The organism is Radicibacter daui (genome assembly GCA_030657355.1).
Taxonomy (GTDB): Bacteria; Pseudomonadota; Alphaproteobacteria; order Radicibacterales; family Radicibacteraceae; genus Radicibacter; species Radicibacter daui.
Window position 1 is genome coordinate 2,041,025 of record CP131056.1, and the last position, 15,747, is coordinate 2,056,771.

Annotated in this window: 16 protein-coding genes; 4 read left to right on the forward strand and 12 right to left on the reverse strand. The window is 63.0% G+C overall.

Features of this window, described 5'->3' with window-relative positions; translation table 11 throughout:
* Nucleotides 1-23: 23 nt before the first annotated feature.
* The 6 genes from QTL98_RS09575 to motA all read right to left on the reverse strand — a co-directional run bounded on the left by QTL98_RS09575 (nt 24) and on the right by motA (nt 5,909).
* Nucleotides 24-491, reverse strand: coding sequence for a response regulator (locus QTL98_RS09575; RefSeq protein WP_445681991.1), 468 nt, complete (start codon nt 489-491; stop codon nt 24-26).
* A gap of 131 nt (nt 492-622) precedes the next feature.
* On the reverse strand, nt 623-1,372 hold the full coding sequence (locus QTL98_RS09580; protein ID WP_445681992.1) for an arginyltransferase: 750 nt from the start codon (nt 1,370-1,372) through the stop codon (nt 623-625).
* A 32-nt stretch (nt 1,373-1,404) separates the two neighbouring features.
* Nucleotides 1,405-2,364 carry an alpha-E domain-containing protein gene (locus QTL98_RS09585; protein WP_445681993.1) on the reverse strand — a complete coding sequence of 320 codons (960 nt, stop codon included), beginning with the start codon at nt 2,362-2,364 and terminating at the stop codon, nt 1,405-1,407.
* Nucleotides 2,361-3,821: a circularly permuted type 2 ATP-grasp protein gene (locus tag QTL98_RS09590; protein WP_445681994.1), complete on the reverse strand. Its 1,461-nt coding sequence runs from the start codon at nt 3,819-3,821 to the stop codon at nt 2,361-2,363. The genes QTL98_RS09585 and QTL98_RS09590 overlap by 4 nt, the downstream gene beginning before the upstream one ends.
* 207 nt (nt 3,822-4,028) lie before the next feature.
* A complete protein-coding gene (locus QTL98_RS09595) occupies nt 4,029-5,027 on the reverse strand; it encodes a flagellar motor protein MotB (RefSeq protein ID WP_445681995.1) in 999 nt (332 codons plus the stop codon).
* 18 nt (nt 5,028-5,045) lie between these two features.
* Nucleotides 5,046-5,909, reverse strand: coding sequence for a flagellar motor stator protein MotA (gene motA / locus QTL98_RS09600; RefSeq protein ID WP_510637562.1), 864 nt, complete (start codon nt 5,907-5,909; stop codon nt 5,046-5,048).
* 309 nt (nt 5,910-6,218) lie between these two features.
* On the opposite strand from motA, the gene QTL98_RS09605 reads away from it, so the two are divergent.
* Nucleotides 6,219-6,698 carry a flavin reductase family protein gene (locus tag QTL98_RS09605; protein WP_445681997.1) on the forward strand — a complete coding sequence of 160 codons (480 nt, stop codon included), beginning with the start codon at nt 6,219-6,221 and terminating at the stop codon, nt 6,696-6,698.
* A 76-nt stretch (nt 6,699-6,774) separates the two neighbouring features.
* Here the strand turns inward: QTL98_RS09605 and QTL98_RS09610 are convergent, their stop codons facing one another.
* Together QTL98_RS09610 and QTL98_RS09615 are read right to left on the reverse strand one after the other, a co-directional pair.
* Nucleotides 6,775-7,947 carry an MFS transporter gene (locus QTL98_RS09610; RefSeq protein WP_445681998.1) on the reverse strand — a complete coding sequence of 391 codons (1,173 nt, stop codon included), beginning with the start codon at nt 7,945-7,947 and terminating at the stop codon, nt 6,775-6,777.
* Between the two features lie 308 nt (nt 7,948-8,255).
* Nucleotides 8,256-9,872: an MFS transporter gene (locus tag QTL98_RS09615; protein ID WP_445681999.1), complete on the reverse strand. Its 1,617-nt coding sequence runs from the start codon at nt 9,870-9,872 to the stop codon at nt 8,256-8,258.
* 361 nt (nt 9,873-10,233) lie between these two features.
* Here QTL98_RS09615 and QTL98_RS09620 point away from each other — a divergent pair, with 361 nt between their 5' ends.
* Nucleotides 10,234-11,220 (forward strand): YheT family hydrolase, encoded by a 987-nt coding sequence (locus tag QTL98_RS09620; protein WP_445682000.1) that lies wholly within the window; start codon nt 10,234-10,236, stop codon nt 11,218-11,220.
* A gap of 10 nt (nt 11,221-11,230) precedes the next feature.
* Here QTL98_RS09620 and hemB read toward each other — a convergent pair whose 3' ends face one another.
* Complete coding sequence (hemB, locus tag QTL98_RS09625) at nt 11,231-12,220, reverse strand: porphobilinogen synthase (protein WP_445682001.1); 990 nt, start codon at nt 12,218-12,220, stop codon at nt 11,231-11,233.
* Nucleotides 12,221-12,424: 204 nt separating this feature from the next.
* On the opposite strand from hemB, the gene QTL98_RS09630 reads away from it, so the two are divergent.
* Both QTL98_RS09630 and ndk read left to right on the forward strand, forming a co-directional pair.
* Nucleotides 12,425-12,895, forward strand: coding sequence for a MarR family winged helix-turn-helix transcriptional regulator (locus tag QTL98_RS09630; RefSeq protein ID WP_445682002.1), 471 nt, complete (start codon nt 12,425-12,427; stop codon nt 12,893-12,895).
* Between the two features lie 271 nt (nt 12,896-13,166).
* Nucleotides 13,167-13,589 carry a nucleoside-diphosphate kinase gene (gene ndk / locus QTL98_RS09635; RefSeq protein ID WP_445682003.1) on the forward strand — a complete coding sequence of 141 codons (423 nt, stop codon included), beginning with the start codon at nt 13,167-13,169 and terminating at the stop codon, nt 13,587-13,589.
* 83 nt (nt 13,590-13,672) lie between these two features.
* Here ndk and QTL98_RS09640 read toward each other — a convergent pair whose 3' ends face one another.
* From QTL98_RS09640 to purM, 3 genes are all read right to left on the reverse strand, one after another.
* Nucleotides 13,673-13,819 (reverse strand): hypothetical protein, encoded by a 147-nt coding sequence (locus QTL98_RS09640; RefSeq protein ID WP_445682004.1) that lies wholly within the window; start codon nt 13,817-13,819, stop codon nt 13,673-13,675.
* A gap of 107 nt (nt 13,820-13,926) precedes the next feature.
* The gene (gene purN, locus QTL98_RS09645) at nt 13,927-14,598 is read right to left on the reverse strand and encodes a phosphoribosylglycinamide formyltransferase (protein ID WP_445682005.1); all 672 of its coding nucleotides are present in this window, start codon (nt 14,596-14,598) and stop codon (nt 13,927-13,929) included.
* Nucleotides 14,595-15,683, reverse strand: a complete 1,089-nt coding sequence (gene purM / locus QTL98_RS09650; protein ID WP_445682006.1) for a phosphoribosylformylglycinamidine cyclo-ligase — start codon at nt 15,681-15,683, stop codon at nt 14,595-14,597. Before purM ends, purN begins: the two co-directional genes overlap by 4 nt.
* Between the last annotated feature and the right edge of the window lie 64 nt (nt 15,684-15,747).

Consider the following 15,747-nt stretch of genomic DNA (forward strand, 5'->3'; position numbering starts at 1 on the left):
TTTTTATTCCGGGAGCTGGTTGGTTACGGCTCCAGCGGAGCGCGGGGGCGCAGCAGCATGCCGCGCTCGACGGCCTCGGCCCGTGCCTTGGCGATGCGGCTGCGCAGGCAGGCTTCCACCCGCTCGGCCAGCTGGGACGGGGAAAAGGGTTTTACCAGAAGCGCGTTGAGATGATATTCGCGCGCCAGCGCCACCTGCTGCGGGTCGGGTTTGGCGGTCATCATCAGCACGGGCGTGTCGGCCGGCAGCGGCGTCATGGCGATGCGCACGGCCTTCAGGAGCTCGATGCCCGTCGCGTCGGCAAGGGTAGTGTCCGTTACCACAAGATCGGGCTTCGGGTCGCTCCCCGCCACGGTGAGGCAGTTCGTCAGGCTAAGGGAGGTCAACACCCTGCCAAAACCCAGCTTTTGCAGCATGGATTGTTCGATCTTGAGCGTGCGGTCGTTGCCGTCGACAAGAATAACGGAGTAATCAGAGAGCAGGGGAAGCATTTCACTTTCCGCGTCAGACTGATTACTAAAATAAAAGGCCATACTCCATTGGTCAACGAGACCAAGGATGTATCAAAGATCCGTAATTGATGCGACTTCAGGTGTATTTATAAAACTTTTGCGACAGGGAATTACTCGTCCTGCATTTTAGTCCAGCCTTCGGGCCCGAGAACTTCGAGTGGCTGGAAACGGGCCTTGTAGTCCATCTTGCGCGAGCCGCCGATGTAATAACCAAGATAGATATAACGCGGCTCGTTATTGAAGCTGGCCTGGGCGGCCGCCATGCTGGTGAGCGTCAGCACCAGCTGGGTGCCGAGGCTGCGGTCTGCCCCGGAGCTGGCGCGGAAATAGCTGTAGACGGCGGAAAAGCCGTCCTTCAGCCGGTCGACCAGCATCGCCCCCCAGAGATCGCCTTCAGCGTCCCGCAGGGTGAGCAGGAAAGCGCTGGATGCGCCTTCCTCGATCATGTCGGCATAGTCGGAGAAGGACATGCGAGCCATGTCGCTGTCGGCATGGCGCACCAGCTCATAACGATGAAAGAGCTGGTAATGCTCTGCCGTGGCGATGGCGTTCTCGACGCCGGGCGTAAGGTCGGCGTTGCGCTTCATGGTGCGCTTCATGGTGCGCGTGGGAGCGAACTCATGCGCCGGAATGCGCACCGGCAGGCAGGCCGTGCAGCCTTCACACACCGGCCGGTAGAGAATGTCGTGGCTGCGGCGGAAGCCGGCCCGCGAGAGCTGGCTGTTGGTCTCCGCGGTATCCCGCCCGCTCAGCCGGGTAAAGAGCTTGCGCTCGACCCGGCCGGGCAGGTAGGGGCAGGGCAGCGGGCCTGACCGGAAAAATTGCAGCAGGCTCCCATGAGCAGGTTTGATAACTGACATGTTCGGGAACCGGCTGCCTTCTTCTGCTCTCCTTACGCGGTCTCCGCGCCGAAAAAGTCAGCGCCGAGGGCGTTTGTGAGGTCGATCAAACGACATTGCACCCAATCTAGATATTCGTGAAGACCCCCGGCGACAACCCGGTCAATGGTATGGGCTTCGACGGCAGCATTGATCTCGTCCGTCGTTTCACTGGCATGGATGCCGCCGCGCAGGTTGAAACTGGTGCGCAGGCCCGCGAGCAAACTCTGGATCTCGTGCAGGCACACCGAGACCGAGCGCGGGAAGCGGCTGGAGAACAGCATGAAGCCGGCCACCGCCTTGGGGTTCATGCCGCGCGGATGCACGCGGCGGAAGGCGTGATACCCGGCAGCCGAGCGTAGCAGGGCACTCCACTGGCTGGTATCGAGCGCGGAGCCGACATCATCCACGCTGGGCAGCAGCAGGTGATATTTGATGTCGATGAGGCGGGTCATCTGGTCCGCCCGCTCGATCTGCTTGCCCATCTGGTAGAAGTACCAGCCCTGGTCGCGGTAGAAAGTGCCCTCGGTAATGCCGGCATGGGTCTGGCAGGCCTGCTTGACCTTGTCGCAGAAGCGGGAGAGCCGGTGCTGGCTCACATCTTCCGGCCTGAGGTCCTTGAGCCAGTTATAGACGACATTGATCTGCGACCACATCTCGGTGGAGATGAGCGGGCGCAGGGTGCGGGCGTTCTCGCGTGCGTATTTCACGCAGTTGAAGATGGAGCCCGAATTGTCGCGGTCGAGCGCGTAGAAGAAGATCACCTTGTCGCCGGTGACCTCGCCGTAACGCGCCTGGAACCGCTCGCCGTCATTGCACAGATGCACGATGGAGTGCCAGTTGCGCATGCCGCGGCTGTCACGCGAGAAGGTCTCGTTGACATCGAGGATACGGGCGAGATTTTCGGCACGCTCCATGTAGCGGGCGAGCCAGAAGATATATTCGGCGTATCGCGCCAGCAGAAGATTGCTCATTCCAGCACCCACGTATCCTTGGAGCCACCCCCTTGCGAGGAGTTGACGATCAGGGTTCCGCGCCGTAGCGCCACGCGCGTCAGGCCGCCCGGCAGCACCCAGGTGCTGTCGCCGGTGATCGCAAAGGGACGCAGATCGACATGCCTGGGCTCGACGCCGCTTTCGGTCAGCGTCGGGCAGACGGACAGGCCGATCATCGGCTGGCTGATATAGTTGGCGGGATCGGCGAGCAGTTTTTCGCGCGCCTGCTGGAGCTCTTCCTTGCTGGCCCGGGGGCCGATGGTGATGCCATAACCGCCGGCTTCGCCCACCGGCTTCACCACCAGCTCATGCAGATGGTCGAGCGTATATTGCAGCCCATCCTTTTCGCGGCAGATGCGGGTGTCGACATTGGGGATGATGGCATCCTGGTCGAGGTAATATTTGATGACCCGCGGCATGTAGGCATAGATCGCCTTGTCATCTGCCACGCCGGTGCCGATGGCGTTGGCGAGGGTGACATTGCCCTTGCGGTAGGCATCCATGATGCCGGGCACGCCCAGCATGGAGTTGGGGTTGAAAGCCAGCGGATCGAGGAAGGCATCGTCGATGCGGCGATAGATGGAATGCACCGGGGCAAGCCCGTCCGTCGTCTTCATGTAGACGCGGTCATTCTCCACCACGAGGTCGCTGCCTTCGACCAGCGGCACACCCATCTCGCGGGCAAGGAAGATGTGCTCAAAATAGGCCGAATTGTAGGAGCCGGGCGACAGCAGCACCACCTGCGGATCATCCACCCCGGCCGGTGCCACCTTCATCATGGCGTCCAGCAGGCGCACGCCGTAATCCTCGACCGGACGGATGCCGATATCGTTCATCATGTCCGGGAAGGCGCGCATCATCATGTGGCGATTTTCCACCACATAGGAGACGCCGGAGGGGATACGGGCATTGTCTTCCAGCACACGGAAGGTGCCGTGCTCATCGCGCACAAGGTCGATGCCGCAGATATGCACATAGGTGCCGAAGGGCACGTCCACGCCGCGCATCTGCTCGCGGTAATTGACGTTGCCCAGCACGAGATCGGCAGGGACGATACCGTCCTTCAGGATCTTCTGGTCGTGATAGATGTCGTGCAGGAACAGATTGAGCGCGGCAACGCGCTGCTGCACCCCGGCCTCCAGCTGCGCCCATTCGGGCTTGGAGATGACGCGGGGGATCACGTCAAAGGGAAGGATACGGTCTACTGCCTCGGCTTCCGAGTAGACGATGAAGGTGATGCCGAGATTGTAGAGCTCGCGTTCGGCGTCCGAGGCGCGTCCGCGCAGTTCGTCGAAGCCGATGGCATTGAAACGTTGCCTGATCGCTTCGGCGTGCGGCGCCAACTGGCCCTGGCTTCCAAACAATTCATCGAAGAAGGGGCCTTGATCATACCCCTCCAGCAATCTCCCGAAGGAGGCGGCCAGCGTGTCTTTCACGTGTGAAGGGTCCCTGCAAGAGCGCCGGTATTCCGGCTACTGATTATTTACGGAATTCACTATGGACGAGCCGCCGTGTGGCTGTCACGGCGATACTGGCCCCAATGCAAGGAATTCTGCCGCAGCTGCGAGAAAGAAACATAACGCTGTCTTCATGCCGGTGCACAGGTCGCACTGAGCCCGGTTTCAGCGGATTTTACCCGCCCGTCAGGGCGCGGTTGCGGGCGCTGGAGCGGCTTCGGGAGTCGCCGCGGGCGCCATATCGCCGGCCGGGGCTGTGCCCTGGTCGGCGGTAGTCGGCGCATTCGGGTTCTGCGTCCGCAGGATGAGCGAGACGCGCCGGTTGATGGGCGAGAGCAGGTTGTCCTTGTCCAGCGGGTCGGTGTCGGCCATGCCGGCAACCTCGGCGATGCGGGCCTCGGCAAGGCCGCTCTGCATCATCACCCGGCGCACCGCATTGGCGCGGCGGGCCGAAAGCTCCCAGTTGCCGCTGCCATCGGGCGCGACATAGGGCTCGCTATCGGTATGCCCGCGGATCTCGATGGGATTGGGCAGGTCTTTGACGATACCGGTGATCAGCCGCAGCATCTCCACCGTCTGGTCATAGGGGGCATCGCCGCCGGACGGGAACATCGAGCGGCCGTCGCGGTCCAGAATCTGGATGCGCAGCCCCTCCGGCGTCTCGTCGATCAGCAGATTGTCAGTAAAGCCGGCAAGGGCAGGATCGGCAGCGATCACGGCCTGCAGGCGCTTCTTGGCTTCCTCGAACCGGGTCTTTTCCTTGATCGCCAGCGCCTTGGCCAGCGTCTCGTCATTGATCGGCGCCTTGCCGGGCAGGCCCTTGCCGGTCGACCCTTCAAAGTTTTCGGAGGTCGGCTCGGAGTTCGGATTGGGCAGCGGCACGCTGACGACGGTGGGGGAGCCGGTGCCGGTCAGGCTGCCGGGGGAGGTGATGTCGAGGCCCGATGCCGGGGCGCCGGCGCCGGAGCGCTCCAGCGAGGCCGAGGCCGGGGAGAAATAGGAGGCAATGCCGGCGCGCTGCTCGTTGGTGGTGGCATTCAGCAGCCACAACAGCAGGAAGAACGCCATCATGGCCGTCACGAAGTCCGCATAGGCCACTTTCCACGCACCACCATGCGCGCCGCCGACGACGCGCTTCTTGGTGATGATGATCGGTGTGACCTCTTCGTGCAGATCGGATGCCATGATGCCGGTCCGTTCCTCTTAGCTTGCTGCCGGCAGGTTCTGCGTGGCTTCTTCCAGTTCCTGGAAGCTCGGACGGTTGTGGCCTTCCAGCGTCTTGCGGGCAAATTCGACCGAAATGGCCGGGGCGTAACCCGACACATGGGCGATAAGGCCGGCCTTCATGCACTGGAAGTACTTGCCGTCTGAATCGTAGATCTGGCCCAGATTGTTGGCGATGGGGCCGAGGAAACCGTAACCGGCGAACACGCCGGAGAAGGTACCCACAAGCGCACCGCCGATGAGTTCGCCGAGCACTTCCGGCGGTTCGGTAATCGAGCCCATGGTCTTGATAACGCCCATAACGGCAACGACGATACCGATGGCGGGAAGACTGTCTGCCGTGTGCTGAAGAGCGTGGGAGAGGGCGTGGTGTTCCTTGTGCTCCGTCTCCAGCTCCTGATCCATGATCGCCTCGAGCTCATGCGGCGTTTCCGTGCCGAGCGACATGAGGCGAAGATAGTCGCAGAAGAAAGCGACGGCGTGGTGGTTCTTGTGGAAGTTCGGAAAGGCCTGGAAAATCGAGCTTTCCTCAGGCTTTTCGATATGGGCTTCCAGCGCCAGCAGACCCTTGGTCTTCGCCACCTTGAAGACCTGGTACATCATCGTCAGCAGCTCAAGGTACTGCGCCTTGTGATAACTCGCGCCCTTGAACACCTTGCCGATAGCCTTCATCGCCCCCATCGCGACGGATTTGGGGTTTGAGAAGAAGAAGACGCCGGCACCCATGCCAAAGATGCTGAAATATTCGGGGGGCACCCAGAGCATGCCCATGCGGCCATGACCCCAGACAAATCCACCGAACACGGTGACGATGGTGGTGACTACGCCGATGATGGCGAACATGCCGCTGCGATCCCCGCTGTGCCAGTCACGCCAGCCCCCCTGGAGGAACTGGTGCAGTGCCATAGTGTTCATGATGTATGAAAAGAAGTAAAGCCAAGCGCTTGCACGATATTTGGCCATCGGGATAGGACGGTGCGTCGGCAACGCATCCGGAGCCGGTGCTCGCATCGCCGGGCATGCATCGCTGCCCTGCCCGCAAGTGTGGCGCTTTCCCTTGCCCTGACCGGCAAGGTGCGGTAGCGCTCACGGGGCCGGCGGAGAATGGTTCGCACGAGGGCGCGGCACCGGTAACTGTGGCACAAGGCAAAGATGAAGATCGATCCGATGGAATTTCGCGCGACGATGGGGTGCTATGCCACCGGTATCGCCGTGATTACCACGCTTGGTGACCAGGGTGAGCCGGTCGGGGTCACCGTCAATTCCTTCACCTCGGTGTCGCTCGATCCGCCGCTGGTGCTGTTCTGTCTCGACCGCAATGCCACCAGCCTTGCTGCCTTCGACGCCGCTGGCAGGTTTGCCATCAATGTGCTGGCGGAAGACCAGCAGAGTGTCTCTGCCCGCTTTGCCGCGCCGGTGGATGATCGCTGGCAGGGGTTCGACTGGTATCCGGGTCCGGTGACCGGCATGCCGCTTTTCGACGGCTGTCTTGCCTCGATGGAGTGCGAGCTGCATGCGGTGCATGAGGGCGGCGATCACCAGATCATCGTGGGTGAGGTCAGGGAAGTGCGACCGACCCGGCAGGGCAAGCCGCTGCTTTATTTCCGCGGCCGTTACGACCGCTGCGCCTGAAGAGAGCGGAGCAGGGGAAATGAAAAAGAGCGCCTTGCCGGGCGCTCTTTTTGTTTGTCCGTTTTGCTGTCGGCACTCAGGCGCCGGCAGCGGCTTCCGGCAGGGCCTCGCGGCGGTCGAGAGCCCAGGAATAGACGGTGAAGGCAAGAGCCACGAGTGCCAGTGCCGCGCCGATCCAGGGGATGCCGCCATAGGAAAGCCCGCCATCGATGGCGAGGCCGCCGATCCAGGCGCCGCTGGCATTGCCGAGATTGAAGGCACCCTGATTGAGGGTAGAGGCAATGTTGGGAGCGCCGACCGCCTCGTTCACCACGCGAATTTGCAGCGGGGAGACGAGGGCGAAGGCCAGGATGCCCCAGATGAAGATGGCGATGACGGCCGGCACCACATTGTGGGCGGCTTCGGTAAAGGCCGCCAGCACCAGTGCCAGCAGGATGAAGATGCCGATCAGTGTCGGCATCAGGCGCTTGTCGGCCAGCCAGCCGCCGGCAAAGTTGCCGAAGGTAAGGCCAAGGCCGAACACCAGCAGGATGTAGGTGACGCCATGCGGGCTGACGCCGGTGACCTGCTGCAGGATCGGCGCGATATAGGTGAAGACGGCAAACAGGCTGGCGGAGGCAAGCACGCTGATCAGCATGGCCAGCAGCACCTGCGGCCGCCGCAGCACGCGCACTTCGCTGAGCAGGCCGCCGCCTGAGCCTTGCATGCCGCGCGGCAGGAACTTGACCAGCGCGAGCGCCGCGGCAACGCCGATGCCGGTCACCACCCAGAAGGTGGAGCGCCAGCCGAGCGCCTGACCGAGCGCGGTGCCGAAGGGCACGCCCAGTACATTGGCGAGGGTAAGGCCGGCGAACATCATGGCGATGGCCTGGGCACGCTGGTTCGGCGGCACGATCTCCGCAGCCACCACCGAGCCGATGCCGAAGAAGGCGCCGTGGCAGAAGGCCGTCACGATGCGGGCGGCCATCAGTGACCAGTAGGTGGGCGCAATGGCGCAGAGCAGGTTACCGAGAATGAAGATGCCGATGAGCATCAAAAGAGCGGTGCGCCGGTGCAGGCGAGCGGTCGCCATCGCCAGGATCGGCGCGCCGATGGTGACGCCAAGGGCATAACCGGAAACCAGCAGGCCAGCGCGCGGGATGCTGACACCCAGATCCTGCGCCACATCCGGCAGCAGCCCCATGATGACGAATTCCGTCGTTCCAATCCCGAAGGAGGCGACGGCAAGGGCGAGAAGGGGCAAGCGCATGGGTCCGGTAGGCTCCGCAACTGGAAAACCGGCCGCCGTTCCACGAACAGCAGACAATGCTGCACATGCAAAGAAGGCCGGAAACCGATAGTAGCGCCGCTATCCCCTTGATCCTTCCATGCAAAAAACAGGGGTGCGCTCTGCTGGCCGTGCAGGGCGGAAGCCTGTGAGCGCAGGTGCGGCATGGGTGCCGCAGGGGCATCTCACCGGAAGGCGAAAGAAAAAAGCCTGCCCGTTTTGGCGGGCAGGCTTTCAGGTGGTTGCAGTCAGGGTGAACTTGCCCCCGCTGGCGGCGGAGGCAAGGCCGCTTACTTGGTGATGTCGGTGTCCTTGGTTTCCCGCAGGAACAGGATGCCGATCACCAGGCTCATCGCTGCAATCGCGACCGGGTACCACAGGCCGGAATAGATATTGCCGGTGGTCGCCACGATGGCGAAGGAGGTGGTGGGCAGCAGGCCGCCGAACCAGCCGTTGCCGATATGGTACGGCAGCGACATGGAGCTGTAGCGGATGCGGGTCGGGAACATTTCGACCAGCATGGCTGCAATCGGGCCGTACACCATCGTCACATAGAGAACGAGGATGGTGAGCAGCACGGTGACCATGAAGTAGTTGACCTGGGCCGGGTCGGCCTTGGCCGGATACCCCGCCGTCTTCAGCGCTTCAGCAACACCGGTGCCGAAAGCCCCCTTCTTGGCGGCAGCGTCAGCATCCGAGCCGTTGTAGGCATCGATAACCGTGGAGCCGACCTTGATCTGCGCCACGGTGCCGGCCGGAGCCGCCTCGTTGCTGTAGGGCACGCCGCGGCCGGCAAGAGCCGCCTTGGCAATGTCGCACGAGCTGGTGAAGGAAGCGGTTGCTGTCGGGTTGAACTGGAACGAGCACTCACCCGGATCGGCGACAACGACGACCGGCGAGCTTTCGGCAGCGGCCTCAAGGGCCGGGTTGCCGAAATGGGTGATGCCCTTGAAGATCGGGAAGTAGGTGAGCACGGCAAGCGCAAGGCCCAGCATGATCACCGGCTTGCGGCCGATACGGTCGGAGAGGGTGCCGAAGACGACGAAGAACGGTGTCGCGATCGCCAGGGCTATGGCGATCATGATGTTGGCCGTTGTTCCGTCGATCGACACGATCTTGGTCAGGAAGAACAGGGCGTAGAACTGGCCTGTGTACCAGACCACGGCCTGGCCGGCGACGGCGCCGAGCAGGGCGAGGATAACGATCTTGAGGTTGGACCAGTTGGCGAAGCTGTCCTTCAGCGGCGACTTCGAGTGCGTGCCTTCTTCCTTCATCTTCTGGAACATCGGGGATTCGTTCAGCTTGAGGCGGATCCACACGGAGATCAGCAGCAGCAGGAACGAGATCAGGAACGGCACGCGCCAGCCCCAGGCGTCGAAGGTTTCCGTCGACATGAGGCTGCGGCACAGCAGGATGACGATCAGCGACATGAAGAGGCCGAAGGTCGCCGTAATCTGGATGTAGGAGGTGAAGTTGCCGCGCTTGCCGTGCGGGGCGTGCTCGGCGACGTAGGTCGCCGCACCGCCATATTCACCACCCAGCGCCAGACCCTGCAGCAGGCGCAGGATGACGAGGATGACCGGCGCTGCGAAGCCGATGGCGGCATAGGTGGGCAGGATACCGACGAGGAACGTCGACAGGCCCATGATGAGGATGGTGACGAGGAAGGTGTATTTGCGACCGACAAGGTCACCCAGGCGGCCGAAGATCAGGGCGCCGAAGGGGCGCACGATGAAGCCGGCGGCAAAAGCCATGAGGGTGAAGATGAAGGCGGCGGTGGGGTTTACGCCGGAGAAGAACTGTTTGGCGATCTGGCCAGCCAGCGATCCGTAGAGGTAGAAGTCGTACCATTCGAAAACGGTGCCAAGGGAAGAGGCAAGGATGACCTTGCGCTCACCCGCGGTCATTCCGGCGCTCCGCCGCCCGGAATAGTTGTCCGAGAGCCCAGCAGTCATAGACATTTTCTCCCAGTTCTTTGATGTGTGCGCTCCGGTTTTTCCAGAGTCTGGTATCACGCTGGCACTATGGGGCGAATTGACGCAACCGGCAATCTATTTACCACAATCTCGCCTTTTTTGACGGTTTGAGGGGCTATATGTGCCCTTCGGAGGCCCCTATAACCACAAGACGGGGTGCTTAAGCCGCTGACAATGCGCGAAAGGCCGATGAGTCGGTTTGGAAGCTTCAGCCGGGCGATTTCCGGTCTCTGCTGCAGGCCTTCTGTTGCTCCTGTTGCCGTTGTAAGCCCGCGTCCTAATTTGCTGCCTGATGACGCTCCCGTTCGAATTCGCCCCCCTCAGTACCGGACTGCCCTGGATCGGCGGTGACCTGCAAACCTTGCGCAACTGGCTGACACGCGCCGAGGCATCGGTAGCGGACTGGTCGGGCGAGGCTTGGCAGCTGACCCTTGCCGATGGCGACCGGCTATCGGGGACGCTTTATGAGCGCGCCCGCACCGCAGCCCGTCCGCTGGTGGTGATCGTGCATGGACTGACGGGCAGCGAGACCGGCATCAACAGCCGTTCGACCGCGCGGGCGATGCTGGCGGCGGGATATCCGGTGCTGACGCTCAACATGCGCGGGGCCGGCAGCACGGCGCCTTGGTGCCGTAGCATCTACCATGCCGGGCGCAGCGAGGATCTGGCTGAGGCGCTGTCGGCCATCGCCGCAGCAGGGCTCGCCCCGCGCGGCACCTTCTGGGTAGGCTATTCGCTGGGCGCCAACATCCTGCTCAACATGATGGGCGACCTTGGCGATGACAGCCGGGTGATCGGCGCCGTCAGCGTCTCCGCGCCCATCGATATGCTGGCGACGAGCAAGACGTTCCTGAAGCGCCGCAACCGGATTTATCACAACTGGCTGCTGGCGGAGATGAAGCGCGGCGTGCGCATTCTGGCCGAGCCGGTGCCGGAGGCGCTGCTGTCAGATGTGCGCACAACGGTCGATTATGATGAAAAGGTGGTGGCGCCCATCGGCGGATATCGCGGGGCTGAAGACTATTATCGCCGGACAAGTGCGCTGGGGCGGCTGAATGCCATCCGAAGGCCGACCCTTCTCATCCACGCGCAGGACGATCCCTGGATCCCGGCTGCGCCCTACCTTGCCTATGACTGGAAGTCTGCCCCCGCTCTGGCAGCGCTGCTGCCGTGCTCGGGCGGCCATGTCGGCTTCCATGACCGGGGCAGGCGCAAAGCGGGCGGCGCGCCCTGGCATGACCGCGCCGCAATCGCTTTTCTGGGCTTCCTCGGTTACTGAGCCAAGCTTTTCAGCGCCCGGCGATCTTGCGGGCCAGATCCATGGCGGCATAGGTGAGGATGCCGTCCGCCCCGGCGCGCTTGAAGGCCATGAGGCATTCGGCCATCGCCCGATCGGCATCGAGCCAGCCAAGCTGGCCGGCGGCCTTGACCATCGCGTACTCGCCGGAGACGTGATAGGCGAAGGTGGGCACGCCGAAACTGTCCTTCACCCGGCGCACGATATCGAGATAGGGCAGGCCAGGCTTCACCATCACCATGTCGGCCCCTTCCTCAAGGTCGAGTTCAACCTCGCGGATGGCCTCGTCGCTGTTGGCCGGATCCATCTGGTAGGTGCGCTTGTCACCCTTGAGCGCGCTCTTGTTGCCAAGCGCGTCGCGGAAAGGGCCATAAAAGGCAGAAGCGTATTTGGCCGAATAGGCCATGATTTTGGTGTTGAAGAAGCGCTCCTGCTCCAGCGCGGTGCGGATGGCGGCGATGCGGCCGTCCATCATGTCAGACGGCGCAATGACGTCGGCGCCGGCACGGGCCTGGGCCAGGGCCATCTTCACCAGCGCATCGACACTGGCGTCGTTGACGATCTCGTCGCCTTCCATCAGCCCGTCATGGCCGTGGGTGGTATAGGGGTCGAGTGCCACGTCGCACACGAGCCCGATATCCGGCACGGCCTTTTTGACCGCTGCGATGGCCCGGTGCATCAGATTGTCCGCTCGCCAGGCCTCGCGTCCGTCCTCGCTCTTGAACTCGGCGGTTACAACCGGGAAGAGGGCGAGGGCAGGGATGCCGAGCGAGGCAGCTTCGCGTGCCGCCTCGACCAGAAGATCGATCGAGAGCCGGTCGACCCCCGGCATGGAAGCCACCGCCTCGCGCTTGCCCTCTCCCTCGATCACGAAGACCGGCCAGATGAAATCGGCGGGGGTGAGCACATTCTCGGCCACCATGGAACGGATCCAGCCATGGGTACGCAGGCGGCGCGGACGGGTGAGGGGATAGCTCGGCATCAAAAACCTCTTTGGGGGCCTCTCAGGCGACCGGAAATGGACCGGTATCGCCATCCAGAGTTACAGAATGTGTTCCCGGATAAGTCTTTACTATTGTTCGTCCGGAATAGTTAAATTACTAGAGTAAGGCAGCAATCGTTAACTTCCCCTGCAAAGGGTTCGGGTGGAAGGGTTGCGTTGCCTCGATCCAGGGCGGAGAGCGTCGTGCAGAACGCGTATTATGAAACCATCGTACTGATCGAACGCCTGCACCGGCATTTCCTTGATGTTTTGAAGTCGGAGCTTGATCGCTTCAATATCCAGGACATCAACAACGTTCAGGCTCTCATCCTCTATAATATCGGTGAGGACGAGCTGACAGTGGGCGAATTGACCGCACGCGGCTACTACCTCGGCTCCAACGTCTCCTACAACGTGAAGAAGATGGTCGAGAACGGCTATATCACGCAGGAGCGCAGCGCCCATGACCGCCGCTCCGTGCGGGTGCGCCTGTCGGAAAAGGGGCTGGAACTGCGCGGCCGGGTGCGTGTGCTGTTCGAGCGCCATATCGGCCAGCTGGGCTCCTCCGCTCCGTCGGAAAAGGAACTGGACCAGTGCAACGAGCTGATGCGCCGTCTCGAGCGCTTCTGGTCGCTGGAGCTGGACTACGCCGGCTTCAAGCCGCAGCTTTCGTGAGCCGGGCGCCCGCGGGCGCCGGGACACATCTTTTTCCTTAAATTTGCTCGCATTTTGTTGCAGTGCGGGCGTGCGCGGCGTATAAGGCCGCCGTTCCCGGCCGGTTGCCGGGCAGCAGACATTCCGTCTCCTGCCTGCATGGCCGGATTTTTGTCTCGCGAAGACCCCGCGCCCGGGCATCTGCCCTGATCCTTGCGTGGGAGAAGCCTCGCGGACGAAAGCCAGCGAATTCCCACCAGGCAGAGACATCTGCTCCAAGGAGCCCAAAGTAATGGCCGTCGAACGTACCCTCTCGATCATCAAGCCGGATGCTACCCGTCGTAACCTGACCGGCAAGATCAACGCCCGTTTCGAAGATGCCGGCCTGCGCATCGTCGCCCAGAAGCGCGTGCAGCTGAGCAAGGCCGAGGCCGAGCAGTTCTACGCCGTGCACCGTGAGCGCCCCTTCTTCGGCGAGCTCGTGTCCTTCATGATCTCCGGCCCGGTGGTGCTGCAGGTTCTGGAAGGCGAGAATGCCGTGCTGCGCAACCGTGAGATCATGGGCGCCACCAACCCGGCCAACGCTGCTGACGGCACCATCCGCAAGGATTTCGCCGAATCCATCGAAGCCAACTCCGTGCATGGCTCCGACAGCCTCGAGAACGCCGCGATCGAAGTTTCCTACTTCTTCGCCGGCACCGAGATCGTCGGCTAAGCTTCAACTGAAGCTTCCGCACAAAAGAAAACGGCCCCGGATTTCCGGGGCCGTTTTTTATTTCAGCTCAAAGAGTCCGGCTTTCAGACCAGGAAGGCCCACATGCCGAGCAGAGCGACGATGATGAGGCCGACCACCACCTTGGAAATGTTGGTGAAGCTATGCCAGCCCGCCAGGCGGTCGCGGGTCATCTGATCGAAATCGACGCTACGGTTACCGGAACTGGCCATCTTGCGCTTCCCCTGATGCGGAGCTCTTGCGGCTCCATAAATCTTGCGAGACCAAAACCGTACGGTGTTACCGGGTAATTTTCAATAAGCGCCAGTGGCCAGGGCTCTCAGGGCGAGGGGCTCATCAAGAGCCCGGCCTCATCGCCCGGGCGCTGTTCGATATGCACCACCATGCCCTCCACCCGGGTACGCCCGTCGGCGATCAGGCGAACGGCAAGCGGATAGGCCTTGTGTTCGGCAGTCAGCACGCGGGCGGCGAGGCTGTCCGGCGTATCGCCCGACAGTACCGGCACGGCGGCCTGGACGATGATGGGGCCGGCATCCATTTCGGTGCGCACGTAATGCACCGTGCAGCCATGCAGGCGCACGCCGTCTTCCAGTGCCCGCTCATGGGTGTGGAGGCCCTTGTAGCTCGGCAGCAGGGCCGGGTGAATGTTGATCATTCGGTCGTGCCAGCCATCCACCAGGAAGGGCGTCAGCAGGCGCATATAGCCGGCAAGGCAGATCAGCTCCGCCCCGGCTTCCCGCAGGCGTGCATCGATCAGTGCTTCGTGCGCCCGGCGTCCGGCCTCGCCGCCACCCATGCCCTTGTGGGGGATGGTGGCGGTGGGGATACCGGCCAGGCGCGCCCGCTCAAGCCCGTAGGCGCCCTCGACATTGGAGAGCACCAGCGCGATCTCGGCCGGGAAGGCCGGATCGGCAGCGGCGTCGATGAGAGCCTGGAGGTTGCTGCCGCGCCCGGAGATGAGAACGGCAAGCTTCAGCTTGCTGCCGCTCACGCCCAGGCCTTTTCCGTACCGGTCAGCTTCACGCCGCCTTCGGCCCGGCGCACGATGGTACCGATGCGGCGCACACGCTCGCCTTCGGCCGCCAGCAGGGCGGAGAGGGCCTCGGCGCGTTCCGGCGCCACGACGACGATCATGCCGATGCCGCAGTTGAAGGTGCGCGCCAGTTCTGCGTCGGCCACATTGCCCACGCCCTTCAGCCAGCGGAAGACCGGGTTCAGATCCCAGCTCGCGGCGTCGAGGTCGGCGCCGTGGCCTTCCGGCAGCACGCGCGGCAGGTTGTCGGGCAGGCCGCCGCCGGTGATGTGGGCCATGGCATGCACGCCGCCTGCCTTGATGGCGGCCAGAAGCGGCTTCACATAAATACGGGTCGGCGTCATCAGCGCTTCGCCAAGGCTCTTGCCCGGAGCGAAGGGGGCCGGATCGGCATAGGTGAGGCCGCTCTTCTTCACGAGGTGGCGCACCAGAGAATAGCCGTTGGAGTGCACGCCATCACTCTCGAGGCCGAGCAGCACGTCGCCTTCCTTGACCAGCGAGCCGTCGATGATCTCATCGCGCTCGACAGCACCGACGGAGAAGCCGGCGAGGTCGTAATGGCCATCTTCATACATGCCCGGCATCTCGGCCGTCTCACCGCCGACGAGGGCGGAGCCGGAGATGCGGCAACCTTCGGCGATGCCGGCGATGACCTGACGGGCGGTTTCGACCGCCAGCTTGCCGGTAGCGAAATAGTCGAGGAAGAACAGCGGCTCGGCGCCCTGCACGACAAGATCATTCACGCACATGGCGACGAGGTCGATGCCGACCGTGTCATGCTTGTCGGCCTCGATGGCGACCTTGAGCTTGGTGCCGACGCCATCGGTGGAGGAGACCAGCAGCGGATCCTTGTAGCCGGCGGCCTTGGGATCGAACACGGCGCCGAAGCCGCCAAGCCCGCCAAACATGCCGGGGCGGCGCGTGGAAGCGGCCAGCGGCTTGATCGCCTCGACCAGCGCGTCGCCCGCGTCAATGTCGACGCCGGCGTCGCGGTAGGTGGTGCCGGCGGGGGCGGAGGAGGGCTTATCGGTCAAGACGCGCATCCTTATGTGAAGGTGAGGCGTAGTGTCACAAAGGGTCGATCATCGCCGGGTACTGGACCCGGCG